The following is a 24,739-nucleotide window of genomic DNA, read 5'->3' on the forward strand; positions in this document are numbered from 1 at the left end:
TGCCCGCTCAGGCGCGTTCGGTCACCGCCGCCAGCGCCTCGCGCAGCTTGGCCGCGGTCACCGGCTTGACCAGATGGTGGTCGAAGCCGGCCTGACGGGTCAGCTCGCGATCCTCCGTGGTGCCCCAGCCGGTCAGCGCCACGATGCGCAGCGCTGCGCCGTCGGCCCGCGCGCGCAGGCGGCGGCAGACCTCGTGCCCGTCCATGCCGGGCATGCCGATGTCGGTGATGATCACGTCCGGGCTGGCCTGCTCGGCCGCGGCCAGGCCGTCGGCGCCGTTGTAGCGCGTGGTGACCTGGTGGCCGAGCAGCTCGAGCACCATCGAGATCGAATCGGCCGCGTCGCGGTTGTCGTCGATCAGCAGCAGCTGCAGCGCGCCGTCGCGGGCCGGCTTGTCCTCGACGCCGTGCACCACGGCCGGTGCGGGCGCGTCCAGCGGCAGGCGCACGGTGAAGGTGCTGCCCTGCCCCAGGCCGGCGCTGTGCGCCTCGATGACGCCGTCGTGGCGGCCAACGAGCTCGCGCGCCAGCGCGATGCCCACGCCCAGCCCGCCGAAGGACGCGTGCCGGTTGCTGTCGACCTGGGCGAAGAGTTCGAAGATGTGCTGCAGCTTGTCGGGCTCGATGCCGATGCCGGTGTCGCGCACCTCGACCATCGCCCGGCCGTCCTGTTCGCCCACGCGCAGCCGTACCTGGCTGCCGGGATGGCTGAACTTGGCCGCGTTGCTGAGCAGATTGCCCAGCACCTGCACCATGCGCGTGGCATCGGCGCGCACCCGCACCGGCGCCTGCGGAAGCTCCAGCTCCAGGCGCACGTCGCGTTCCAGATAATGGGCACGGAAGGCCTCGGCCACATGCGCGGCCAGCTGGCCCAGGTCGCAGCGTTCCTTGCGCAGCACCACCTTGCCCAGCGCGATGCGGTTGATGTCCAGCAGGTCGTCCAGCAGCTGGCTCATCTGCACGATCTGGCGTTCCATCATCGGCGCGGCCGGATGCATGGCCACGCCGTGGCTGCCCAGCTTCATCGCCTGCAGGCCGCTGGTGATGGTCGCCAGCGGATTGCGCAGTTCGTGCGCCAGCATGGCGATGAACTCGGTCTTGCGTCGGCCGTCCTCGCGCAGCGCATCCTCCATCTGCTTGCGGCTGGAGATGTCGTTGAACAGCACCGCCACCTGATGCAGTGCCGGGTCGCCGAAGCGGAAGGCATAGACGTCGTAGTAGAAGCCCAGCTGCGCGGCGCTGTGCTCGAAGCGCTCGGGCACGCCGCTGCGGGCGATGCGTCCATAGGTCTGGAACCAGTGCTCCTCATGCGCCGGCGCGATCTCGCGCATGCGCCGACCTGGCGCATCCTGGATACCGGTCTGCCGCGCGAAGGCGGCGTTGACCTCGAGAAACAGGTAATCCTGCGGACGCCCCTGCGCGTCGAACAGCATCTGGATCACACAGAAGCCCGCATCGATCGAGTCGAACAGCAGCCGGTACTTCTCGGCCGCCTCGCGCGCGCGCCGGCGCAGCGAGTTGCGCCCGGTCACATCGTCCAAGACACCGATCAGCTGGCGCGGGCGTCCCTGCGCGTCGCGGGCGACCACGCGCGCACGGTCGCGCAACCAGCGCTGCCCGCCGCCGGGCAGACGCACGCGGTACTCGATGTCCAACGGCGCATCGCGGGCGAGGAAGGCGTCGTACTCGCGGCGCGCGCCTTCGGTGTCGGCCTCGAACAGTGCCTGCCACCAGTCCTGTTCCGGCGAGGACAGCCCGAGCAGCAGGCGTGCGTCGTCCTCGTCCGGGGCGCGACGTGCCGACGCCGGCAGCACCGGCGTGTGATAGAGCACGCCCTCGGTGCGCTGTGCGTCGGGAACGGCGCGTTCGAACGCCTCCGGCATCGGCGCCCCGTCGGGCACCGGTGTGGTGTACGGCATCGCATGACCCCTGTGGTGACTCCAGCAGGCTAGCGGCTGGGGATTCGATGGTCTGTGAACAGCGTGGCGATCCTCGTGGCCGCGGGCGCCGCCGGGCGCACCCGGCCACTGCTTTGGCGCACATTCTGCTCAGAGACGCTAACCGTTGCGCGTTGTGCGTGAACGACGGTTGAAACGCTCGGGCGACATGCGAAGGTCGCTAGGTTCCCGCGTTCGCGGGAACGACGGTTGGGGCCTGTGCGCGGGCCGTCAGCTGGATTTCTTGCGCGCCGTCTTCTTCGTGGCCTTCTTTGCAGACTTCTTCACGGCCTTCTTTGCTGTCTTTTTTGCGGCCTTCTTCGCGGCTTTCTTGACGGCCTGCTTCGTCGTCTTCTTCGTCGCTTTCTTGGCAGTCTTCTTGGTCGCTTTCTTCGCGGTCTTCTTCGCGGCCGACTTCGTCGCCTTCTTTGCCGCCTTTTTGGCCACCTTCTTCGTGGCGCGCTTGCGGCCGGTGGCCAGGTCCTGGCCGGCCTTGTGCTTGACCTCGCCGGAGGCTTTCTTACCGGGCTTGGCCTGGACGCCGTCGCGGCGCGCTCTGGACAGGCCGATCGCGATGGCCTGCTGCCTGCTATTGGCGCGGCCCTCGCCGGCCTCCAGTTCCTCGATCTCCTCGCGCACGTACTCGCCGGCCTGGGTGCTGGGGGACTTGCCGGCGCGCTTGTCGTCCTGCGCGGCCTTGTGTGCGGACTTGTTGCTGGGCATGGAAGACTCCCGATGCATCTGGAGTTCCACCTATAGAGCCGCCCCTGTCAAGGTCGCGTGCGTATCGCCGTGACGCGTGCCACCGCAGGACCAAGGTCGAGCAGGAATGCCGGCCCCTCCGTGCTAGGGTCCGTGCCCATCATCGCAATGGGGTCCATGAGCAATGCGAAACCTGTCCACCCAGCGCTCGGCGCTGATGCGGCATGTCGGCGTCCTGGGGCTGGCCGGTCTGCTGGCGGCACTGCCGCTGTCGGGCACCGCCGCGCAACGGCTGACGCCAGCCGAGCAGGCGGCGTTCGATGCGGTCGATCCCTTCATCGGCAGCGGCGGCGAGGGCCACACCTTTCCCGGCGCCACCCTGCCCTTCGGCATGGTGCAGCTTTCGCCCGATACCCAGATCAAGTCGCGCAAGGACGGCTATGGCTGGGCGGCGGGCTACCGCCACAGCGACAGCACCATCGTGGGCTTCTCGCATACGCACTTCTCCGGCTCGGGGCATTCGGATCTGGGCGACTTCCTGTTGATGCCCTCCACCGGCGAGGTCAAGCTGGAGCGCGGCGACATCGACAAGCCCGGCAGCGGCTTCACCTCGCGCTTCCGTCACCAGAGCGAGACCGCCCAGCCCGGCTATTACGCCGTGACCCTGGACGATGCCGGCGTGCGCGCCGAGCTGACCACCACCGCGCGCGTAGGCGTGCACCGCTACACCTTCCCCAAGGGCAAGCCCGGGCACGTGATCCTGGACATGCGCACCAGCATGTACGACTACCCGGTCAAGGTGCTGTGGTCGCGCGTGCGGCTGCGCGCGGACGGCACGGTGACGGGTTTCCGCGAGACGCGCGGCTGGGCGCCCGGTCGCCAGCTGTATTTCGCCATGCGGTTTTCCAAGCCGCTGACCGGCCACACGCTCAACGACACCGAGCAGAACGTGATCTACAAGGGCTTCGCCCCGCCGGCCGACAAGGCTCCGGGCCAGCGCGCGCAGATCGAGGGCCGCCAGCTGGTCGCCAGCTTCGATGTGGGCGATGCGGGTGGCCCGCTGCTGGTCAAGCTGGCGATCTCGCCGGTCAGCGAAGAGAACGCCATCGCCAATCTCGATGCCGAAGTGCCCGGCTGGGACTTCGACGGCGTGCGCGACGCGGCCAGGCAGACCTGGGCCACGGCGCTGGCCGCGGTGCAGGCGCAGGGCACGCCGGTCCAGCGCACGCAGTTCTACACCGCGCTGTATCACACCTTCCTCGGGCCGACGCTGTTCATGGACGTCGATGGCCGCTATCGCGGCCCGGACAACGCCGTGCACCAGGCCAAGGGCTGGACCAACTATTCGACCTTCTCGCTGTGGGATACCTATCGCGCGCTGCATCCGCTGCTGACGATCGTCCAGCCTGCCGCGCACACCAACGACATCGTCAACTCGCTGCTGGCCGCGCGGCGCGAGAGCCCGTACGGGATCCTGCCGATCTGGGCGTTCAACGGCCTGGAGACCTGGTGCATGATCGGCTACCACGCCGTCCCGGTGATCGCCGATGCCTACATGAAGGGCATCCGCGGCTACGACACGCGCCAGGCGCTGGAGGCGATGGTCACCAGCGCCAACTACGGCCCCTACGACGGCATCGCCCAGTACCGCCAGCTGGGCTATGTGCCGATCGACGAGGAAGGCGAAGCGGCCTCCAAGACGCTGGAATACGCCTTCGACGACTGGACCATCGCCCAGGTGGCGCGCGACATGGGCGACACCAGCGTCACAGCCGAGTTCGACAAGCGCGCGGGCAACTGGAAGCACGCCTTCGACCCGGCCACCGGCTTCATGCGCGCGCGCAAGCGCGACGGATCCTTCCGCGAGCCGTTCGATCCCACCGCCAGCGGCTACGGCACCGACTACACCGAAGGCAACGCCTGGCAGTACTCGTGGTACGTGCCGCAGGACGTGGCCGGGCTGGTCAAGGCGCATGGCGGCGCCGACGCGCTGCTGGGCAAGCTGGATGCGGCCTTCGATGCCAAGGTGGACCCGAAGGTGTTCGAGCACATGGAGGACATCACCGGCCTGATCGGCTGGTACGCGCACGGCAACGAGCCCGGCCACCACGTGGCCTATCTCTACGCCTACGCCGGCCAGGCCTGGCGCACGCAGCAGCGGCTGAAGCAGATCATGGACACCCAGTACAAGGCCACGCCCGACGGGCTGGCCGGCAACGACGATCTGGGCCAGATGTCGGCCTGGTACGTGTTCACCGCGCTGGGCTTCTACCCGGTCACGCCGGGCAGCAACCAGTACATCATCGGCCGGCCGTTCCTGCCGCGCGCCACGCTCAACCTGGAAGGCGGCAAGCGCTTCAACGTGATCGCCGACGGACTGGATGCCGCACATCCTTACGTCGGCAGCGTGCTGTTGAACGGCAAGCCGCTGGACCGCGCCTACCTCACTCATGCGCAGATCATGGCCGGCGGCGAACTGCGCTTCACCATGCAGGCGCAGCCGAACACGACCTGGGCCACCGATCCGGGCAAGCTGCCCTACTCGATGTCTTCGCAGTAAGGACTCCAGGTCCGAGCAAGACGAAGGGCGGGTCGCAGGACCCGCCCTTCGTCGTTGTACGCGGACTCAAGCGCCGTGCGGATGGCCCGGTGCGAGCGGTTCGTCGACGGCGGGGTCGCCCTCTTCCTGGCCGTCATGCCGCGACGGTGCAGGCAACGGCGGCGGATCGTCCACGCGCGGGTCCATGTCGGACGGCGGGATGGGGTCGTTGGGCAGGGTCGGCATGCGGCGCTCCTAAAGGGCTGTCCGCAACAGACTGCATGCAGGGGCGTGGACGTCACGCCATCGCGTGACGGAGGGGGCCCGAGGCCTAGAGCCGCGCGGCCAGTGCCTGGTTGAAGTTGGCCGGCAGCGGCGCGGTCATCGACTGGGCCTGGGCCATGGACGGAGCGAGCGTGCCGCCCAGCTCCAGCGCGCCCGAGCGCGATCCGGCCGGTGCCACCCAGTCGCTGGCCGCGATCGGAGTGGCCATGGTCGGCGCGGACGCGGGACGGTGCAGCAGGTCCTGCATCTGGCCGCGCAGGCCGGGCATGGCGGCCAGCACCAGGACCAGGGCCATCGCCGCGCCACCGCAACTGATGGCAGCGCGCAGCGCCAAGGCCGGACGCCCCGGCGTGCGGGCACGCGTGGCGATACGCGTGTCCTCGACGGGGGCATCGAGCAGCGCGGCGCGCGCGGCGTCTTCGCACAGCGTGATCTGGCCCAGGCGCAGCGCGGCCTGGTAGGCCGCCACGGTGAAGCCGGCGGCGGCGATCAGCTCGCCCCGCGTCGCACCCTGGGTGAAGCCATCGGTGGCCAGCTGCTGCACGGCGGCCTGCGCCTGCGCGCCATGGACCGAGCCGTAGGCATGGACCAGCACGGTCTGCCCGCCACGGCTGAGCAGCAGGGCGGCATCGGGCTGCTGCGGGCCATCGGCGGGCAGCGGCGCGGCACGCACGGCAAAGCCTTCCTGACGATACGCCAAGGCCAGGCGATCGCCAACGGAAGCTGACGCACCCCCGGCGCGCCGGAGGCGATGGTGATGCTTCAAGCCGTGCATGTAACGCCCCTGTTCCTGGCGAGCCTTTGCGGATCGCGTGCGCCTGTTTAGATCGGCCAAGACGGTGCTGCAAGCGCTTTCTGAAGCGGATATCCCGAATTACCAACGTGATCGAGTTGACAAGTGCATGTACGTCACGCTTGCCGAAGAAACAGGGGCATTGCCGGGCCGCCAGCCGGTGGACTCAGGCGTTGCACACCGCACGCAATGCGCTTGACGCAGTTCTCAGTCCGGCCGCGCGCGGAACACCACGCTCATGCGCGGCGCCACCGCCGCATCGGTCTTGGGAATGCCGTGCTCGTGAGTGAGCTGGCTGGCATGGCTCATCACCAGCAGGCTGCCCGGGGCCAGGTCGAGGGCGAAGGTGCGGCGGCGGCCGTGCATGGCGCGGATGTGCATGCGCCGGGTGCCACCCAGCGAGACCAGCGCGATCGGTTGGCCGGGGACCAGCGTGTGCAGCTTGTCGTGGTGCATGGCCACGCTGTCGCGGCCGTCGCGATAGAAGTTCATGCCCACCCCGGTGTACGGCGCCGGCACGCGCGCCTGCACCAGGGCCAGCATGTCGGCCAGCGGCAGCTGCGGCGGCAGATCGTCCAGCCGGTAGCCGGCGCGCAGACGCGGCACGTCGACGATGCGGTCGTACATCGGGCGGCGCTCGTGCTTCCAGTGGGCGCCCTCGCGCAGGGTGTCGAACCAGCGCGCGGCGGTGGCCGCGTCGACCACGTCGGGCCAGTAGCGCATGCCGCCCTCGGCGTCGTCGAACACCGTCAGCGGCGCGGGCGCGAACAGGTCGCCGACGTACGGATGGGCCGAGCGCGCGTTCAATGGAAATCCCGCGAGGGCAGCGCCAGCTCGCCGAGCATCTCGCTCAGGTCGCGCAGGTCGCCGGCGATGAGGTGTTCGACCCCGTCCACGCGCTCCCAGCGCCCGCGCACGGCCAGCAGCCGCGACTCCAGCAGCGCGCGCCGCCGGCGCATCGCCAGGTGCGGCCAGACGATCACGTTGATCATGCCCTGCTCGTCCTCGAGCGTGACGAAGATGGTGCCCTTGGCCGTGGCCGGGCGCTGGCGCTGGGTGACCAGCCCGGCCACGTGCACGCCGCTGCCGCTGGGACGATCCTGCAGCTCGCGCAGGCCGAGGATGCGCTGGGCGCGCATGCGCCCGCGCAGCAGCGCCATCGGATGCGCCTCCAGGCTCAGGCCGACGCTGCGGTAGTCGGCGGTGATGTCCTGGCCGATGCGCGGCGCCGGCAGCGCGATGGCCTGTTCGCGCGGGCTGCCGGGCAGCAGCGGGCGGCGACGCTCGACCCCGGCCACCGCCCAGCGCGCGGCATTGCGGTGACCGACCAGCGAGCGCAGCGCGCCGGCTTCGGCCAGCGCGGTGCGGGCCTTCTCGTCCAGGCCGGCGCGCAGGCACAGGTCTTCCAGATCGGCGAAGGGGCGCTGCGCGCGTGCGGCCATGATCGCCTTGCCGGTGGCCTCGGACAGGCCGGCCACCTGGCGGAAGCCCAGGCGGATGTCCGGCTGCTCGCCCGGATCGTGCGCGCTGCGCCACGGCCTTCCGCCGACCAGGGTGTTGTCCCAGTCGCTGTGCAGCACGTCCACCGGCAGCACGGTGACGGCCTGGCGCGCGGCCTTGCCGCGGCGCGCGTCTTGCACGATCTGGCTGGGCGAATAGAACCCCATCGGCTGCGCGTTCAACAGGCCGCAGGCGAAGGCCGCAGGCTCGTGCCGTTTGAGCCAGCAGCTGACATAGACCAGCTTGGCGAATGAGGCCGCGTGGCTCTGCGGGAAGCCATACGAGCCGAAGCCCTTGATCTGGTCGAAGATCTGGTCGATGAACGCCGGCGCGTAGCCCTTGTCCTCCATCAGCTGGCGGATGCGCACGCGGTGCGGCTCCATGTCGCCGCCGCGTCGCCAGGCGGCCATCGAGCGGCGCAGGCCGTCGGCCTCGTCCGGCTGATAGCCGGCATGGATCACCAGCTCCATCACCTGCTCCTGGAACAGCGGCACGCCCAGCGTCGGCCCGAGGATCTCTTCGACGCCCTCGGACGGATAGGTGGGCTGCTCCAGCCCCTGACGCCGGCGCAGATAGGGATGGACCATGTCGCCCTGGATCGGCCCGGGGCGCACGATCGCCACCTCGATCACCAGGTCGTAGAACTTGGCGGGCTTGAGCCGCGGCAGCATGGCCATCTGCGCGCGCGATTCGATCTGGAACACGCCGACCGTGTCGGCCAGCTGGATCATGTCGTAGGTGGGCTTGTCGTTGGACGGGATGCTGGCGATGCCGTGATCGCGCCCGCGGTGCACGCGGATCAGGTCCAGCGTCTTGCGGATGCAGGTCAGCATGCCCAGCGCCAGGCAGTCGACCTTGAGCATGCCCATGGTCTCCAGGTCGTCCTTCTCCCACTGGATGATGGTGCGGTCGGCCATGGCCGCGTTCTCCACCGGCACCACGGTGGACAGAGTCTGCTCGGCGATGACGAAACCGCCGACGTGCTGGGACAGGTGGCGCGGCTTGCCTTCGAGCATGCAGGTGAGGGCCAGAATCCTCACGATCAGCGGATTGGCGGTGTCGAAGCCGGCCTCCTCCAGCCGCTGCTGCATCGGCGTGTCGCCATTGCCCCAGCCGAAGCAGTTGGCCAGCAGCGCGATCTGGTCCGGCGGCAGGCCGAAGGCCTTGGCCACCTCGCGCACCGCGCTCTTGCCGCGGTAGCTGATGACCGTGGCCGCCAGCGCCGCACGCGCGCGGCCGTACTTGCGGTAGACGTACTGGATGACCTCCTCGCGCCGCTCGTGTTCGAAATCGACGTCGATATCGGGCGGCTCGTTGCGCGCCTTGGACAGGAAGCGCGAGATCAGCAGGCGATTCTCGTCCGGGTCCACCGCGGTGATGCCCAGCGCGTAGCACACGGCGGAGTTGGCCGAAGAGCCGCGCCCCTGGCACAGGATTCCCTGTGACTTGGCGAAGCGCACCACGTCATGCACGGTCAGGAAGAAGGCCTCGTACTCCAGCTCCTCGATCAGCGCCAGCTCCTGCTCGATATCGCCCCGCACCTTGTCCGAGAGTGTCAGGCCGCGCTCGGCCCAGCGCGTGCGGATTCCGGCCTCGGTCAACTCGCGCAGATAGCTGGTCGCGGTATGCCCGGCCGGCACCAGCTCGGCCGGATAGTCGTACTTCACATCGCGCTTGAGATCGAAGCCGCTGCAGCGCCGGGCAAGGTTCACCGTGGCCTCGAGCAGCGCCGCCGGATAGATGTTGCCCAGCGCCCGGCGCGAGCGCAGGTGGCGCTCGCCATTGCGGAACAGCAGCGCGCCGGCCTCGGCCAGCGGCACGGTGTGGCGGATCGCGGTGATCGTGTCCTGCAGCACGCGCTCGCGGCGGGTGGCCATGTGCACATCGCCGCTGGCCAAGGGCGTCATGCCCAACTGCCGGGACAGCGCCAGCAGCGCGGCCAGCCGCGCGTCGTCGTCGCCGTCGCGCAGCAGTTCCACCGCCAGATAGGCGCGCTCGCCGAACACCTGCTGCAGCCAGCGCCCGTCCTGCGCCTGCGGCTGCGCGCCCGGCAGCCACAGGGCGAACAGTTCGGGCGCTTCGGCGTGGAACTGCGCCTCCACATCGGCACGCGTCAGGGTGTAACGGCCCTTGCTGGCCGCGCGCCGCGCGGTGGTGATCAGCGCGCACAGCTGGGTGTAGCCGGCGCGCGTCTCCACCAGCAGCACGAACCGGGTGCCATCGACCAGCGCGAACTCGCTGCCGACGATCAGGCTGACGCCGGTGGCCCGGGCGCCTTCCCAGCCGCGCACGATGCCGGCCAGCGAGCATTCGTCAGTGATCGCCAGCGCGCTGTAGCCGCAGGCCTTGGCGCGTTCGAACAGTGCCGTGGCATCCGAGGCCCCGCGCAGGAAAGAGAAATCCGACAGGCAGTGCAGCTCGGCATAGGCCGGCAGGCCGTCTGCGGCCACGCCCTGCGGCGCATCGTCGTTGGCCGCCGTGCGCAGGCGCTGGGCCGTGCGCCAGGCGCGCGGCATGCGCCCGCCCGGCGTGTCCCGATCCACCCCATCGACCGCGTCATCCCAACTCATCGCCCTCTCTCCCGCAGCTTCCCACTCACGCCCCGCCTCATCCGAACCACCCATGCAGCATCCACGGCGCGTCGCGCACGCCGGCCGGCTGGAACGCCCAGGCACGCTGGCCGCGCGCGGTTTCCACCACGTAGTAGTCGCGGCGCGCATCGCCCTGGTCCCACCAGCCGCTTTCCAGGCGTTCGGGGCCGGAGATGATCCGCGCCGGGCCATGCAGGGCCACCGGCTGCGGCAGCAGCCAGGCCGGGCGCGGCGGACGCGCGGGGGCGGTCTCCACGCCGCGCGCCGGCGCATCGCCCAGGGCACGGCGCCAGGCCTTTTCCGGGCGCGGATCGCCGGCCGGTTCGACCCGGTAGACGGCCGCATCGCCCAGCCGCGCGCGCAGGCGCTCGCGCAGCTGCGGCCAGTCCAGCGCCTGCTGCGGGCGGGTGTCGAACAGGTCGCGCACCGCCGGCACGAACGGCGGCAGCTGCCGCGCCAGCAGGCGCAGGCCCACCACCGGCCGATCGATGGCCACGCGCTCCAGGCGGTTGCGCGCCAGTTCGAACAGCAGCGCCTGGTTACGCTCGGGCGCCAGCAGGCCGACGTCCACATCGCTGTGGCCCTGCTCGTGCTCCAGCCGCAGCACGAAACGCTGCACGCCGCCGTCGCGGATCGACAGATAGGTGCACAGATCGCCGACCAGGCGCCGCAGCGGGAACAGCAGCGCCATGTGGTTCTCCACCTCGTAGCCCATCTCCACGCGCGCGTCGAAGTGGTCCGGCGGCGCGTACCAGTCCAGCGGGTCGTCGGCCTGCCCGTACAGGCGATCCAGGTGTTCGAGCAGGGCCAGACCGAACCGCCGCCGCAGCCCGTCGCGCGGCAGCGCGCGCAGCGCGGCCAGCGTGTGCAGACCCATGCGGTGCATGCGCTCGCCGCTGTCCTCGGGCAGGTGCGCGGCACGCACCGGCACCGCGTCGAGCACCTGCTGCAGGCGCTCGGGCCGGGCGATGGCCAGGCCATCCTCGCGCCCGGCCAGCACCTGCGCCGCGCGCGGCGTGGGCGCCAGCGCCAGGCGGTGGCGGAAGCCGAGCGTCTCCAGCTCCTCGCGCAGGCGGCGGGCGAAGCGCGGCCACGGCCCGAACAGGCGGAAGCTGGCGCGCGCCTCCAGCACGATCGCATGCGGCCACTGCTGGCTGACCAGCGAGCTGTGCCGATAGGCCCAGCTGGCCAGGAAGCGCTGGCTGCGCGCCTGGTCCTGCGCATCGAAATCCACCGTGCGCACCTGCGCCAGCAGCGCGTGCGCGGCCGACAGGCGCATGCCCGGCGTCAGCCCGGCCTGGGCGGCCGCGGCATTGACCGAATGCAGCCGGCGCAGCTGCGCCGGGCCTTCGACCAGCACCAGCGGCGCGGCGCGCTCGTCCTCGGGCAGGCGCCGGAGCACCGTGTCCATGGCCAGGTGCGGCAACAGGATGCAGGCCCACAGCATCAGCGCACCGCCCGCGCGCAGGGCGCCGCGTCAGCGTCGGGTCGGGGAGCCGGATTCCACGGCAGCGGTCGATGCGATGGCATGGCCACGCCTCAATGCACCAGCCGCAGCGGCTGGGCCGGCACCTGGCCGCCGCGACACTTGCGCACGCGCCAGGCGCCCTCCTCGCTGCGGTACTCCAGGCGCAGCGCGGCCGGCGAGGCGTTGAGCGCATGGCGCGCCTCGCGCAGGGCGAAGCCGCAGCAGTCGCCGCTGTCGGCGGCCACCTGCAGGCGGCGCAGTGCGCGCTCGTCGGCCGCCTGCGGCCAGCCCAGCACGGCCGCGCAGGCGCCGCTGCGCAGGCACTGCTCGAAGGCCCACAGCGCATCGCGCGGCGCCGCGTCGACCACCTCCAGCTGCGCCAGATCCACCCCGCGGCCCTGCCAGGCCGGTGCGTAAGGGATGTACGGCGGGGCGATCAGCGCCACGCGCTCGCCGGCGCTGGTCAGACGCGCCAGCGTGGGCAGCAGCAGGGCGATCTCGCCGATGCCGTCGGCCGGCAGCAGCAGCTCGGTCAAGGCCTTGCGCGGCCAGCCGGCGGTGGGCAGCAGTGCGTCCAGCGCGGCATGGCCGGTGGGCTCGCCGTCATGGCGCGGCGCGCCGCCGCGCCCGGCCCGCCAGACCGTGCGCGCGGCCAGCAGCTCGTCCAGCGGCAGGCCCGGGGCCGGCACCGCCGACAACGCACGACGTGGCACCTCGGCCACGGCCTCAACCCCTGCGCACCAGGCCGCAGTACAGGCCTTCGATGGCGAAGTCCGCCCCGGCCGGCACCTCGATCGGCGCATGCGCCGGATTGCGCGGCAGCAGGCGCAACTGGTGCCTGCCCATCTCCAGGCGCTTGATGGTCAACTCGCCCTCGATGCGCGCCACCACGATCTGCCCGTCGCGCGCCTCGGCGCTGCGATGCACGCCCACCAGGTCGCCGTCGAGGATGCCGTCGTCGATCATCGAATCGCCCTGCACGCGCAGCAGATAGTCCGGCCGCAGCGAGAACACGCCGGCATCCAGCAGCAGCTGCTCGTCCAGGCCGATATCCGCGCCGATCGGCACGCCGGCGGCGACCCGGCCCAGCACCGGCAGCGCCAGCAGCGCATCGCGGCGCACGGCCTCGGGCAGCCGGATCCCGCGCTTCTGCCCCGCGCGCAGCTGGATCAGGCCCGCCTCGGCCAGTGCCTGGACGTGCTTGTGCGCGGCATTGCGCGAGGAAAAGCCGAATTCAGCCGCGATCTCCGCCAGGCTGGGCGCGTGACCGCGCAATGCCTGGGCCTTGAGATAGGCCAGCACGGCGGCGCGTTGAGGGGTCAGGGGGTCCATGGGTGAACATTTGTACACCTCCCGCGTCGCACGGGGCGAGATACGCCAAAGTCCTCGCTTGGCCTTGCCTTTCTATCCAAAGCTATCGGAATATAACCATCGTTATAACCTCGAGCGCACAACCATGAAGCTCAAGATCACCACCGTCGGCAATTCGGCCCGGCGTCATCCTGCCCAAGGACCTGCTGGCCCGCCTGCGACTGGAAAAGGGCGACACGCTCTACGCCCTGGAAACTCCGGACGGCATCAAGCTCACCGTCTTCGACCCGACCCTGGCCGCACAGATGGAAGTGGCCGAGCGGATCATGCGCGAGGACCGCACGGTGCTGCACAAACTGGCGCAGTGAGATGATCGTCTGGATGACCCGGGCCCTGGTGCTGGCCATCCACGACCGCCAACTGGCCGAGCACGGCGGCAGCGGCGGTGTGCGCGACGACGCCCTGCTCGATGCGACCCTGGCCCGCCCCCAGCAGCTGTTCGGCTACGGCGATCCACCTCCGGACCTGGCCGCGCTGGCCACCAGCCTGGCGTTCGGGCTGGCCCGCAACCACCCGTTCGTGGACGGCAACAAGCGCACCGCCCATGTCTGCTACCGCGTGTTCCTGGTCCTCAACGGCGTGGAGTTGCAGGCCCGCGACGAAGACAAGTACATCGCCATGCTCGGCCTGGCCGATGGCGCCCTGGCCGAAGCCGCCTTCGCCGACTGGATCCGCAAGCACCTGACGCCCAAGCCCGGCAGCCAGCTCCACGAGCCTGAGGCGCGTTACGGCGGTTGATGACCACGCAGTACCCGGCCGGGGCGAGGCTCCGCGAAGAATGGATCGGGAATTCTTTGACTTTCGACCCGAAGTCTTCCGACGCCACGCACGAGGCAGCGGGCCGGCGGGCGGTGGCCGCGACGAGCGAGGCAGGAGCCGAGCGCCTTAAGGCAAGGCAGGATGTCCTGACCGAGCGAAAAGCGGATACCGCCCGCCGGACCGCTGCCCTTCCGAGGCCAGTAACGCCCACGCGCTGAGAGCGCTAGGAAATCCAACGCCTTCAGCCGTACGCGAGGAAGCCACTGGATTCCCGCCTTCGCGGGAATGACGGTAGGGAGTTTGCAGCGGAACTCAGCCGCCGTCGGCCAGTTCAAAGCCAGCAGGCGCTTCCGGTACCACCTGCAATCCATCGCCCGCCAACGCCAGCAGAAAGGCATCGGGCAAGGCCAGCTTCCCGAACAGGCCATGCTGAAGGCCGCTGAGCACGCGCAGCATGTGGCCGCGCCCGCCTGGCATCCGGCCCAGCCGGAGGAAGGCGAGATCGCGCAGCCTGGCCACCCGGTCGCGGTCGGACTGGAACAGCGGCGTCAGCCAGCGGCTCCAGAACTGATAGAGGCCCACATGCGCACGACGGCGCTGCTGATAGCGGGCCAGCGCGGCGGGAAAGTCGGCTTCGGCGCGCAAGGCATCGCGCAGCGCGGCGGCATCCATCAGCGCCATGTTGACGCCCTGCCCCAACTGCGGACTCATCGCGTGCGCCGCATCGCCCATCAGCAGCAGACGGTCCCGATGCCAGGTGTGGACCACGGCATCGCGATAGCCAGCGCGCGCCAGCTGGCCACAGGCCTCAAGCGGATGCAGACGCGCATCGGCCTGCGGCCACAGCGCCGCGACCTCCTGCCGGAAGGCCGGCATCCCCGCCTGCTCCCAGGCCGCGAATCCATCGGCCGGCAGGCTCCAGAAGAAGCTCAGGCGCGGCGTGTCATCGCCCGGGCGCGTCCCGACCGGCAGCATGCCGATCATCTTGCGCGCGGCCACGTAGCGCTGGCGCAGCTCATGCGGCCAGGCCCAGTCGTCCTGCGGCACCAGGCACCACAGCGCGCCCCACGGATAGGCGGCCTCCGAGCGCACGCCCTGCGTGTGCCGGCGCAGCGCCGAGCCCGCGCCATCGGCGGCGATCACCAGATCGAACGGCCCATGCCATTGGCCCGAGGCCTCGCGCACGCGGCGCGTGTCCTGGCTGATCTCGACGATGCGCGTGCCGCAGTGCACGCCGCCGTAACCGTCCCACGCCTGCGCCAGCAGCGCGAACAGCGCACCGCGCTGCATGCCCAGCCCGAACAAACGCCGATCCAGATGCGCATAGCGCATGTCCATGACCGCGCGCCCCGCCGGCGTCTCGCCATACAGACGATCGATGCGGCGCCCATGCGCCAGGGCCTGCGGCAACAGACCCATCTCCCACAGCACCTGCAGCCCCGTGGGCTGCAGCAGGAAGCCGGCGCCCACCGGCCCCAGCACCGGCGCCTGTTCGAAGACATGCACCTGATGCCCGTCCGCGGCCAGCAATGCGGCCGCCGCCTGGCCGGCGGTGCCATAGCCGATCACCGCGATCTGGTGCCTGTTCCCTGGCATGCCCCACTTTCCCGACGTGCTTGGTGCCCGCGATCATCGCATGCGGGCACCGCGCCGGATCAGCTCACGTAGATGCTCTTGATGTTGGTGAACTCATGCATGCCGTGGTTGGCCAGTTCGCGACCGAAGCCCGAGCGCTTGGTGCCGCCGAACGGCAGGCGCACGTCGGACTTGACGATGGCATTGACGAAGGCCGCGCCGCATTGCAGTTGCTGGGCCACGCGCTCGCCGCGCGCGGCATCGGCCGTCCACACGCTGCCGCCCAGGCCGAAACTGGTGTCGTTGGCCACACGCACGGCCTCGGCCTCGTCGTGCACCCGCAGGATGCTGGCCACCGGACCGAACAACTCCTCCGCGTAAGCCGGCATGCCAGCCTTGACGTGATCCAGGATGGTTGCGGGGTACTCGGCATGGCCGGGCCCGGGCTGGCCGCCGAGCAGCACGGTGGCGCCATCGGCGACGCTGGCTGCGACCTGCTTGTGCAGCTCGTGGCGCAGATCCTGGCGCGCCATCGGCGCCAGCGTGGTGGCCTCATCGTTGGGATCGCCGGTGCGCAGCTGGCCGGCGGCCTCGACGAAGCGCTGCACGAAGCGCTCGGCGATCGCATCGACCACGATGAAGCGCTTGGCCGCGATGCAGGTCTGGCCTGCGTTGTCGAAGCGGCCCTTCACCGCCGCGGCGACCGTCTTGTCCAGGTCGGCATCGTCGAGCACGACAAAGGCATCGCTGCCGCCCAGTTCCATCACGCACTTCTTCAGCACGCTGCCGGCGGTGGCGGCGATGGAGCGGCCCGCGCGCTCGGAGCCGGTCAGCGTGACCGCGGCCACGCGCGGATCGCGGATGACCTGGGCGGCCTGATCGTTGTCGATGTGCAGCACGCCGAACACGCCCTCCGGCACGCCGCCGGCGCGCAACGCCTCGGCGATGGCATCGGCGCAGCGCGGCACGTTGGTGGCGTGCTTGAGCAGCGCGGTGTTGCCGACCATCAGGGTCGGCGCCAGGAAGCGGAACACCTGCCAGATGGGGAAATTCCACGGCATCACCGCGAACACGCAGCCGATCGGTTCGTAGCGCACGTAGCTGGAGCTCGCCTCGGTCTGGATCGGCTCGGGCTTCAGGTAGTGCGCGGCGTGGTCGGCGTAGTAGTCGCAGGCGTCGGCGCACTTGTCGACCTCGGCCAGGGCTTCCTTCTTCAGCTTGCCCATCTCGGCCGTCATCAGCGCCTGGAAGGTCTCGCGCCGCTCGCGCAGCGCCGCGGCGACCGCATGCAGGACGTCCGCCCGCGCCTCGATGGAGCGCTGGGCCCATTCGGGGAACGCGGCCTGGGCCGCGTGCAGCGCCGCCTCCACGGTGTTGGAGCCCATCAGCGTCTGACGGTGCTCGACCTGGCCGGTGTAGGGATTGGGGACTTCAGTAGACATGCGCGACTCCGCGAAGCATCAAGACAACGCGACATCATCCGCCGATGCGCGTTACCCAGCCGTCGCCGCTGCTTCGCCCCGCTCCTGGTGGGAGCCGCCATGGCGGCGATGGGGCTCTACCGGGAAAGCCCCATCGCCGCCATGGCAGTTCCCCCCCTGTAGAGCGGAGCTTGCTCCGCTGGGGCCTTCCCCACGAACCGAACGAAGCAGCGGAGCTCGCTCCGCTGGGGCCGTCCCCACGAACCGAACGAAGAGCAGCGGAGTCCCCAAGAGGGGATGGCCACAAGCTCCGCTCTACAGACGGACGGCTGCTGGAGTTGAGGAGACAGTTGCTCCCACCCAGCATCCCCGCCACTCAGCGCGCCGCGATGCCCGGCTGCGGTGCGTCCTGCCAGCCCAGGCCCAGGCTCTTCTGCAGGGCCACGTAATCCACCAGCAGCTGCACCTGCGCCTGGGCCGCGCTGTCGCGGGCGCTGCGCTGCTGGCGCTGCACGTCCAGCAGGTCGATCTGCGAGGAGGCGCCCGCCGCGCGTCGCTGCTGCATCAGCACGGCGGCGCGGTCGGCCGAGGCCTGGGCCTGCACCGCCACCAGCAGCTGCTGGCGCGCCGAGCCAAAGTTGGACAGCGCAGTGTTGGCGTCCTGCAGCGCGGCAAGCACGGTGTTCTCGTAGGCCGCGGCGCGGCCTTCGGTGCCGGCGCGGGCTTGGGCGACTTGCGCCTTGATGCGGCCGAAATCGAAGATCGACCAGCGCAGGAACGGCGCCACCAGCGTGGCGGCCGAATCGGCATTGAGCTCGCTGGGCTTGGTCGCCACCGCGGCCAGGTTGCCCATCAGCGTGACCTGCGGGAAATAGCCCGACAGCGCCTCGCCGATCTGGGCGTTGGCGCCGGCCAGCTCGCGCTCGGCCTGGCGCACGTCCGGGCGACGGCGGATCACAGCAGCCGGGTCGTCCACCTTCACCTGCGCCGGCAGCGCGGGCAGCGGCACGACCGGCGCCAGGCGCGCATCGAGCGAACCGGGCACCTGCCCGACCATCAAGGCCAGCTGGTCCAGCGCCTCGCTGCGCTGGGCCTGCAGCGGCAGCAGCCGCGCTTGGTCCTGCTGCAGCTGGCCACGGGCGCGTTCGACCTGCAGGTCCGAATCCGCCCCGTGCGCGCGGCGCTGGGTGGTGAGGTCCAGCGCCTGCTGCGCATCGCGCACGGCGTCCTGGCCCAGGACGATGCGCGCCTGCAGGCCGCGATAGTTGAGATAGACCTGCGCGACCTCGGCGGCCAGGCGCACCTGCGCATCGGCCAGCTGCGCCTGCGCGGCCTCGGCCTGCGCCGCCGCGCCTTCGGCGGCGCGACGGCGGCGGCCGAAGAAGTCCAGCTCCCAGCTGGCGTCGAAGCCGGCCAGGTACAGATCGCTGTCCAGATCGAGGTCGCGCGCGGCCTGTTCGACGGCTGCACCGGTGGCCGGGTCGGTGGTCTGGGCGATGCCGGCGGCCCCGTCGCGGATGTCGTGCTGGATCGAATCCGGCGCCTTGACGTGCGCGTAGGCCCCCATCGCACCGACCTGCGGCAGGCGTTCGGCGCGGCGCTGGGCGAACAGCCCGCGCGAGGCCTGCACCCGCGCATCGGCCGCGCGCAGGTTGGGGCTCTGGCGCAGCGCGGTGTCGATCAGCCAGTCCAGCTGCGGATCGTGCAGTTCGCGCCACCACTGGCTGGGCGGCGGCGCGCTGACCACCTCGGCCGCGTCGGCGCGATGCAGGCGGGGCGCCTGCACGGCCTCGGGCGCCACCTCCGGGCGTACGTAGTCAGGGCCGAGCACGCAGCCGGCCAGCAGGGCCGGCACCAGCACGGTCAGGGATGCGCGCGCGGCGCGGCGGGCGTCAATGCATCGCAAGTTGCGTCCCCTTGGGCAGCGGTTTGAGCAGGAAGGCCAGCGGGATCGAGCACACCACGATGACGCCGAAGATCCAGAACAGGTCGTTGTAGGTCATCACCAGCGCCTGCAGCTGCACCATCCGCGCCAGGGCCCCGATGGCCTGCATCGAGGCATCGCCACCGGCGGCATGCAGGGCGCCGGTGAGCTGGTGCACGTAGTCCTGGCCCAGCGGCGAGTTGGCCGTGACCGAGCTGCCCAGCACCTGGGTGTGATAGGTCATGCGCCGCTCCTGGAAGGTGGAGATCAGCGCCAGGCCGATCGAGCCACCCAGGTTGCGCGCGGCGTTGAACAGGCCCGAGGCATCGCCGGCCAGGTCCTTGGGCACCGAGCTGATCGCCGCCTGGTTGAGCGCCATCATCGCCAGCGCCAGCCCGCAGCCCTGCAGCAGCTGGCCGGCGACGAAGGTCTTGCCCACGCTGTAGGAAGTCAGGTCGATGTTGATGAAGCAGGCCGCGGCGAAGCACAGCAGCCCGCCGATCACCAGCACGCGCACGTCCACCGTGCCCAGCAGCTTGGGCATGAACGGCATCAGGATCACCGTGGGCACGCCGCCCAGCAGCAGCACATAACCGGACTGCTCGGTGTTGTAGCCCGAGACCATGGCCAGGAACTGCGGGATCATGTACATCACGCCGAACAGGATCATGCCCACCGCGAGCATCATCACGAACACGGCGCTGAAGCTGCGATTGAGCAGCACCTTGAGCTGGATCACCGGCTCGTGCCGCAGGAACTGGGTCGCCAGCAGCGCGGCGAAACCCACCAGCGACAGCGCCGACAGCCACAGGATGAATTCCGATTCGAACCAGCGCTCGCGCTGCCCCTCCTCCAGCACCACCGTCAGCCCGCCCAGGCCAGCGGTCAGGCCGAAGATGCCAAGCCAGTCGGCCTCCAGCAGGCCGGCCCAGCGCGCCTGCTCGTGCTGCAGCCCCAGCAGCAGCAGCGCCACCAGGCCCGCGCAGACCGGCACGTTGAGGAAGAAGGCGTAGTGCCAGCTGACGTTCTCGGTCAGCCAGCCGCCCAGCAGCGGGCCGATCACCGGGCCCATGATCACCGTCATGCCGAACAGCGCCGTGCCCATGGTCTGCTGCGACGGCGGCAGGCGCGTGGCGACGATGGTCAGCGCGGTGGGGATCAGCGCGCCACCGGCGAAGCCCTGGCCGACGCGGCCGACGATCATCATCGGCAGCGAGGTCGACAGCCCGCACATCACCGAGAACGCGGTGAAGGCCAGCGCGCAGATCAGCAGGAAATTGCGCAGCCCCAGCGTGCGCACGAACCAGCCGGTCAGCGGAATCATCACGATCTCGCTGACCAGATAGGCCGTGGAGATCCACGTGCCCTCGGTGCCGCTGGCGCCGACCTCGCCCTGGATGGTCGGCAGGGCCGCGTTGACGATGGAAATGTCCAGGGTGGCCATGAACGAACCGATCGTGCCGGCGGCCACCGCCAGCCACGCCCCGGCGTCGGCCTTCTGCGCGCCGGCCGGCCGAGCGCCCGCGCTGGCGCCGGTGGCGCTCACGGCTTGGAGGTGTCCCGGGCGTCGAGACGGTCGGCCTCGTCCTGCGCCTGATCCTTGGCGCCCTTGGCCGAACGCGTATCGACCGTGGCGATCACCGACATGCCGGGCACCAGCACCTTGCGCGCCTGCTCGCCGGCGTCCACGCGGATGCGCACCGGCACGCGCTGGACGACCTTGGTGAAGTTGCCGGTGGCGTTCTCCGGCGGCAGCAGCGCGAACTGCGAGCCGGTGCCGGGCGACAGGCTCTCCACATGCCCATGCAGGGTCACCCCCGACAGCGCATCGACCTCGATCTCGACCGGCTGGCCCGGGCGCATCAGCCCGACTTGGGTCTCCTTGAAGTTGGCCGTCAGGTACAGCGACTCCACCGGCACGATGGTCATCGTGCGCGTGCCGGCGGCCAGGAACTGGCCGACCTGCACGGTGCGATCGCCCACGCGCCCGTCGATGGGCGCCTTCAGATGCGTATCGCCCACCGCCACGTTGGCCTGGTCGACATTGGCCTGGGCCTGCTGCAGCCCGGCCTTGGCCTGCTCCAGCTGCGCCTCCCCCGCGGCGATCTGGCTCTGCGCGCCGACGATCTGCGCCTGGGCGGCATCGAACTGCGCCTGGGCCTGATCGCGCTGCTGACGCAGGCTCTCCAGATGCTCGTGGGTGTCGGCACCTGAGGCGGCCAGTGGCGTGAAGCGCGCCACCTCGGCCTTGGCGAACTTCAGCTGCACCTGCGCCGAGGCGGCCTGGCTGCGCGCCTGCACCAGCTGTGCGCGATGGCCCTCGATGGCCGCCTGCGCGGCGGCGATGTCGGCCTGGCGCACGGCCACGGCGGCCTGCGCCTGCTCCAGCTGCGCGGTGTAGGTGCGGCCATCGATCTCGATCAGCGGCTGCCCCGCCTTGACCCAGGCGTGGTCCTGGACCAGCAGCTTGGTGACATAGCCGTTGACGCGCGGCGCCACGGCCACCGCATCGGCCTGCAGATAGGCATCGTTGGTCTCCTGCAGATAGCGCCCCACGAGCAGGTGATAGACCAGCCAGACGATCAGCGCGATCAGCACGACCACGCCGATGAGGATCAGCGTCCAGCGCACCTTGGGATTCTTCAGCGGCGAAGGCTTGGGCGGATCCTGCCGGCCCTGCGGATCGTCCCCGTCGGCGGGGGGCTGCGCACGGCCGTCCTGGCCGCGGTCGGGATCGTCGTGTTGGCTCAAGGCAGGTTCCTGCGCGCGAAGGTGGGGGCCATGCCCCAGGCGCTTGTGCCCGCGATCTGCGGCGCAAGCGCTCGGGGCCGTGCACGGCTGCGTGGAGGCTAGAGCACCGGGGCCTCACGACGCCGTGAAAGTGAAACCCGGAGTCCCACTTACTGTCAACTCCGGCCGTCGTCCCCGCCCCGCAGCGCCAGCTGCCGGTCCCGCTTGCGGCGCTGTTCGCCGCGCGACATCAGCCACCAGCCCAGGCACGCGCACAGCGACACCGCCACGATCATCAGCGTCGCCAGCGCATTGATCTTGGGGCTCAGGCCCAGCCGCACCGAGGAGAACACCTTCATCGGCAGCGTGGTCGAATCGGGGCCGGAGACGAAGCTGGCGATCACCACATCGTCCAGCGACAGGGTGAAGGCCAGCAGCCAGCCCGAGACCAGCGCCGGGGCGATGATCGGCAAGGTGATCAGGAAGAACACCTTGACCCGGTTGGCGCCCAGGTCCATCGCCGCCTCTTCCAGCGACCTGTCCAGCTCGGCCATGCGCGAGGACACCACCACGGCGACGAAGGCCAGCGAGAAGGTGGTGTGCGCGATCCAGATCGAGACCATGCCCTTGGGCTGGAAATGGAACACCTCGCCCAGCGAGACGAACATCAGCAGCATCGACAGGCCGATGATCACATCGGGCATCACCAGCGGCGCAGCGATCAGCCCGCCGAACAGCGTCCTGCCCGGAAAGCGGCGCAGGCGCGTCATCGCCAGCGCGGCCAGCGTGCCCAGTACCACCGCGGCGGTGGCCGTCCAGAAGGCGATGCGCAGGCTCACCCAGGCCGCCTCCAGGATCGACGCGTCGCCCAGCAGCTCGCCATACCACTTGAACGAAAACCCCGCCCACACCGTGGCCAGACGCGAGCGGTTGAAGCTCCACAGCATCAGCAACAGCACCGGCAGATAGAGGAACGCGAAGCCCAGCCCGAGCACGATCCGGGCCGGCCAGCGCGCGCGACCAGCCGCGCTCACGTCAGCCTGCCCTCGAGCTGGCGCTGCTGGACGCGGTGGAAGATCAGGATCGGGATCATCAGCAGCGCCAGCATCGCGATGGCCACCGCCGAGGCCAGCGGCCAGTCGCGGTTGGCGAAGAACTCGTTCCACAGCACCCGGCCGATCATCAGCGTGTCCGGGCCGCCGAGCAGCTCGGGGATCACGAACTCGCCCACCGCCGGGATCATCACCAGCATGCAGCCGGCGACGATGCCGGCGCGCGACAGCGGCAGGGTGATCCTGACGAACGCCTTCCACGGACGCGCGCCCAGGTCGTAGGCCGCCTCGAGCAGCCGCGGGTCGTGCTTGACCAGGTTGGTGTACAGCGGCAGCACCATGAAGGGCAGATAGCAGTAGACGATGCCGATGTAGGCGGCCAGCGGCGTGTACAGGATTTGCCGGCCCTCGATCCAGCCCATCGTCTGCAGCGCATCGATCACGCCCAGCTGCTCCAGCAGCCGCCCGACCGGTCCGCTGCTCTTGAGCAGGCCGATCCAGGCATAGACGCGGACCAGGAACGAAGTCCACGATGGCAGCACCACCAGCATCACCGCGATGTGGCGCGAGGCCGGCGGCAAGCGCGCGATGACATAGGCCATCGGATAGCCGATCAGCAGCGCCAGCAGCGTGGCGATGGCGGCGATCTTCAGCGAGCTCAAGTACGCGGCGATGTAGCCGTTCTGAAGCGCGCCCAGCTGCAGATAGTTGGACAGGTCGAGCCTGAGCGCGACCTGCGCACCGTCCATGTCCAGGATCGGCGTGTACGGCGGCATGGCGATGGCCAGCCTGGCGAAGGAAATCTTCAGCACGATCAGGAACGGGACGGCGAAGAACACCAGCAGCCACAGATACGGCAGGCCGATCACGCCCCAGCGCGGGCCGGGCGTGCGCTGGCGCAGCCGCGTCAGCCAGGCAGGCACGCTCATTGGGTCAGCACCACGCCATCGTGGTCGCCCCACCACACCCAGACCGGATCGCCCCAGGTCAGGCCCTCGCTGGCCCAGCGCTGCACGTTGGCGAAGTGCGCCAGGACGACCAGACCGCTGGGCAGCCTGACGTGATAGACCGAATGACTGCCGTAGTAGGCGATGTCCTCGATGACGCCGCGGGCCTTGTTGTACGGCTGCGTCGGTTCCTCCTTGCCGATCCCCAGCTTCTCCGGCCGCACGGCGAAGCACACCGCCTGGCCTGCGAAGCCGGAAATGCCGTGGCCCACATAGATGTCGGTGCCCAGCTGCGGCGCACGCAAGGTGACGAATTCGGCGTGGTCCTGGTCGATCACCGCCTCGATCATGTTGACCGAGCCGATGAAGCCGGCGGCGAAGCGGCTGGCCGGCTGCTCGTAGATCTCGTCGGGCGTGCCGACCTGGCGGATGCGGCCGGCTTCCATCAGCGCGATGCGGGTGGCCATGGTCATGGCCTCTTCCTGATCGTGGGTGACCATCACGCAGGTCACGCCGGTCTTCTCGATGATCGACACCAGCTCCAGCTGCATCTGCGTGCGCAGCTTGCGGTCCAGCGCGCCCATCGGCTCGTCCAGCAGCAGCAGCTTGGGCCCCTTGGCCAGGCAGCGCGCCAGCGCCACGCGCTGCTGCTGCCCGCCGGAGAGCTGGTGCGGCTTGCGCCTGCCCAGGCCGTCCAGCCGCACCAGCGCGAGCATCTCCTCCACGCGCCGGGCGATGTCGCGCTTAGGAATGCGGTCCTGCTTGAGGCCGAAGGCGATGTTCTGCTCCACCGTCATGTGCGGGAACAGCGCATAGGACTGGAACATCATGTTGATCGGCCGCTCGTACGGCAGCAGCGCGCCCAGCTCCTGCCCATCGAGGAAGATCCTGCCGGCGCTGGGCGTCTCGAACCCGCCCAGGCAGCGCAGCAGCGTGGATTTGCCGCTGCCCGAGCCGCCCAGCAGGGCGAACAGCTCGCCCTTGCGGATGGACAGGTCGATCTCGTCCACGGCAAGGACACCATCGAAGTCCTTGCGCACGCCCTCCAGGCGCAGATAGCCCTCCGCCCCTGGCGCAGGGCCGGATCCCGACGCGACCACCTGCTGTTCCCCTGCCGCCATCTCGCTGCCTTCGTCGCTGTTGGAT

The 24,739-nt window shown here is 70.2% G+C and carries 19 protein-coding genes and 1 pseudogene; 3 read left to right on the top strand and 17 right to left on the bottom strand.

All coding sequences use genetic code 11. The features are described from left to right. Nucleotides 1-7 precede the first annotated feature (7 nt). Both QE438_RS06985 and QE438_RS06990 read right to left on the bottom strand, forming a co-directional pair. On the bottom strand, nt 8-1,918 hold the full coding sequence (locus tag QE438_RS06985; RefSeq protein ID WP_306991524.1) for a PAS domain-containing hybrid sensor histidine kinase/response regulator: 1,911 nt from the start codon (nt 1,916-1,918) through the stop codon (nt 8-10). A gap of 249 nt (nt 1,919-2,167) precedes the next feature. Then, a complete protein-coding gene (locus tag QE438_RS06990) occupies nt 2,168-2,659 on the bottom strand; it encodes a DNA-binding protein (RefSeq protein ID WP_306991522.1) in 492 nt (163 codons plus the stop codon). Nucleotides 2,660-2,855: 196 nt separating this feature from the next. Between QE438_RS06990 and QE438_RS06995 the strand changes: the two genes are divergently transcribed. Continuing rightward, nucleotides 2,856-5,198 carry a GH92 family glycosyl hydrolase gene (locus tag QE438_RS06995; RefSeq protein WP_306996101.1) on the top strand — a complete coding sequence of 781 codons (2,343 nt, stop codon included), beginning with the start codon at nt 2,856-2,858 and terminating at the stop codon, nt 5,196-5,198. Nucleotides 5,199-5,264: 66 nt separating this feature from the next. Here QE438_RS06995 and QE438_RS07000 read toward each other — a convergent pair whose 3' ends face one another. From QE438_RS07000 to lexA, 7 genes are all read right to left on the bottom strand, one after another. After that, nucleotides 5,265-5,423: a hypothetical protein gene (locus QE438_RS07000; RefSeq protein ID WP_165402960.1), complete on the bottom strand. Its 159-nt coding sequence runs from the start codon at nt 5,421-5,423 to the stop codon at nt 5,265-5,267. A gap of 85 nt (nt 5,424-5,508) precedes the next feature. Next, complete coding sequence (locus QE438_RS07005) at nt 5,509-6,135, bottom strand: hypothetical protein (RefSeq protein WP_306991519.1); 627 nt, start codon at nt 6,133-6,135, stop codon at nt 5,509-5,511. 327 nt (nt 6,136-6,462) lie between these two features. Next, entirely contained in the window at nt 6,463-6,978 is a 516-nt protein-coding gene (locus QE438_RS07010; RefSeq protein WP_130523058.1) for an alpha-ketoglutarate-dependent dioxygenase AlkB, read from the bottom strand. Between the two features lie 80 nt (nt 6,979-7,058). Beyond that, nucleotides 7,059-10,325, bottom strand: a complete 3,267-nt coding sequence (locus tag QE438_RS07015) for an error-prone DNA polymerase (protein WP_309733047.1) — start codon at nt 10,323-10,325, stop codon at nt 7,059-7,061. 37 nt (nt 10,326-10,362) lie between these two features. Continuing rightward, entirely contained in the window at nt 10,363-11,793 is a 1,431-nt protein-coding gene (locus QE438_RS07020; RefSeq protein WP_306991518.1) for a DNA polymerase Y family protein, read from the bottom strand. Between the two features lie 92 nt (nt 11,794-11,885). Then, nucleotides 11,886-12,536: a translesion DNA synthesis-associated protein ImuA gene (gene imuA / locus QE438_RS07025; protein WP_235871605.1), complete on the bottom strand. Its 651-nt coding sequence runs from the start codon at nt 12,534-12,536 to the stop codon at nt 11,886-11,888. 4 nt (nt 12,537-12,540) lie between these two features. After that, nucleotides 12,541-13,146: a transcriptional repressor LexA gene (gene lexA, locus QE438_RS07030; RefSeq protein WP_306991515.1), complete on the bottom strand. Its 606-nt coding sequence runs from the start codon at nt 13,144-13,146 to the stop codon at nt 12,541-12,543. 124 nt (nt 13,147-13,270) lie between these two features. On the opposite strand from lexA, the pseudogene QE438_RS07035 reads away from it, so the two are divergent. Further along, nucleotides 13,271-13,493, top strand: a pseudogene (locus QE438_RS07035) (AbrB/MazE/SpoVT family DNA-binding domain-containing protein). Nucleotide 13,494: 1 nt separating this feature from the next. Continuing rightward, a complete protein-coding gene (locus QE438_RS07040) occupies nt 13,495-13,923 on the top strand; it encodes a type II toxin-antitoxin system death-on-curing family toxin (RefSeq protein WP_306991512.1) in 429 nt (142 codons plus the stop codon). A 333-nt stretch (nt 13,924-14,256) separates the two neighbouring features. On the opposite strand, the gene QE438_RS07045 is transcribed toward QE438_RS07040, so the two are convergent. From QE438_RS07045 to potA, 8 genes are all read right to left on the bottom strand, one after another. Continuing rightward, entirely contained in the window at nt 14,257-15,540 is a 1,284-nt protein-coding gene (locus tag QE438_RS07045) for an NAD(P)/FAD-dependent oxidoreductase (protein ID WP_306991510.1), read from the bottom strand. 59 nt (nt 15,541-15,599) lie between these two features. Then, nucleotides 15,600-16,961: an NAD-dependent succinate-semialdehyde dehydrogenase gene (locus QE438_RS07050; RefSeq protein WP_306991507.1), complete on the bottom strand. Its 1,362-nt coding sequence runs from the start codon at nt 16,959-16,961 to the stop codon at nt 15,600-15,602. 355 nt (nt 16,962-17,316) lie between these two features. Then, nucleotides 17,317-18,837 (bottom strand): efflux transporter outer membrane subunit, encoded by a 1,521-nt coding sequence (locus tag QE438_RS07055; protein WP_306996097.1) that lies wholly within the window; start codon nt 18,835-18,837, stop codon nt 17,317-17,319. Continuing rightward, nucleotides 18,833-20,410, bottom strand: a complete 1,578-nt coding sequence (locus tag QE438_RS07060) for an MDR family MFS transporter (RefSeq protein WP_130531614.1) — start codon at nt 20,408-20,410, stop codon at nt 18,833-18,835. Before QE438_RS07060 ends, QE438_RS07055 begins: the two co-directional genes overlap by 5 nt. After that, nucleotides 20,407-21,654: an HlyD family secretion protein gene (locus QE438_RS07065; RefSeq protein WP_306996095.1), complete on the bottom strand. Its 1,248-nt coding sequence runs from the start codon at nt 21,652-21,654 to the stop codon at nt 20,407-20,409. The genes QE438_RS07060 and QE438_RS07065 overlap by 4 nt, the downstream gene beginning before the upstream one ends. A 116-nt stretch (nt 21,655-21,770) precedes the next feature. Further along, complete coding sequence (locus tag QE438_RS07070) at nt 21,771-22,628, bottom strand: ABC transporter permease subunit (protein WP_306991504.1); 858 nt, start codon at nt 22,626-22,628, stop codon at nt 21,771-21,773. Beyond that, nucleotides 22,625-23,575 carry an ABC transporter permease subunit gene (locus QE438_RS07075; RefSeq protein ID WP_306991502.1) on the bottom strand — a complete coding sequence of 317 codons (951 nt, stop codon included), beginning with the start codon at nt 23,573-23,575 and terminating at the stop codon, nt 22,625-22,627. Before QE438_RS07075 ends, QE438_RS07070 begins: the two co-directional genes overlap by 4 nt. Next, nucleotides 23,572-24,714, bottom strand: coding sequence for a polyamine ABC transporter ATP-binding protein (potA, locus tag QE438_RS07080; RefSeq protein WP_306991500.1), 1,143 nt, complete (start codon nt 24,712-24,714; stop codon nt 23,572-23,574). Before potA ends, QE438_RS07075 begins: the two co-directional genes overlap by 4 nt. Nucleotides 24,715-24,739 lie beyond the last annotated feature (25 nt).

This window comes from Pseudoxanthomonas sp. SORGH_AS_0997 (genome assembly GCF_031453535.1).
Classification (GTDB): domain Bacteria; phylum Pseudomonadota; class Gammaproteobacteria; order Xanthomonadales; family Xanthomonadaceae; genus Pseudoxanthomonas_A; species Pseudoxanthomonas_A winnipegensis.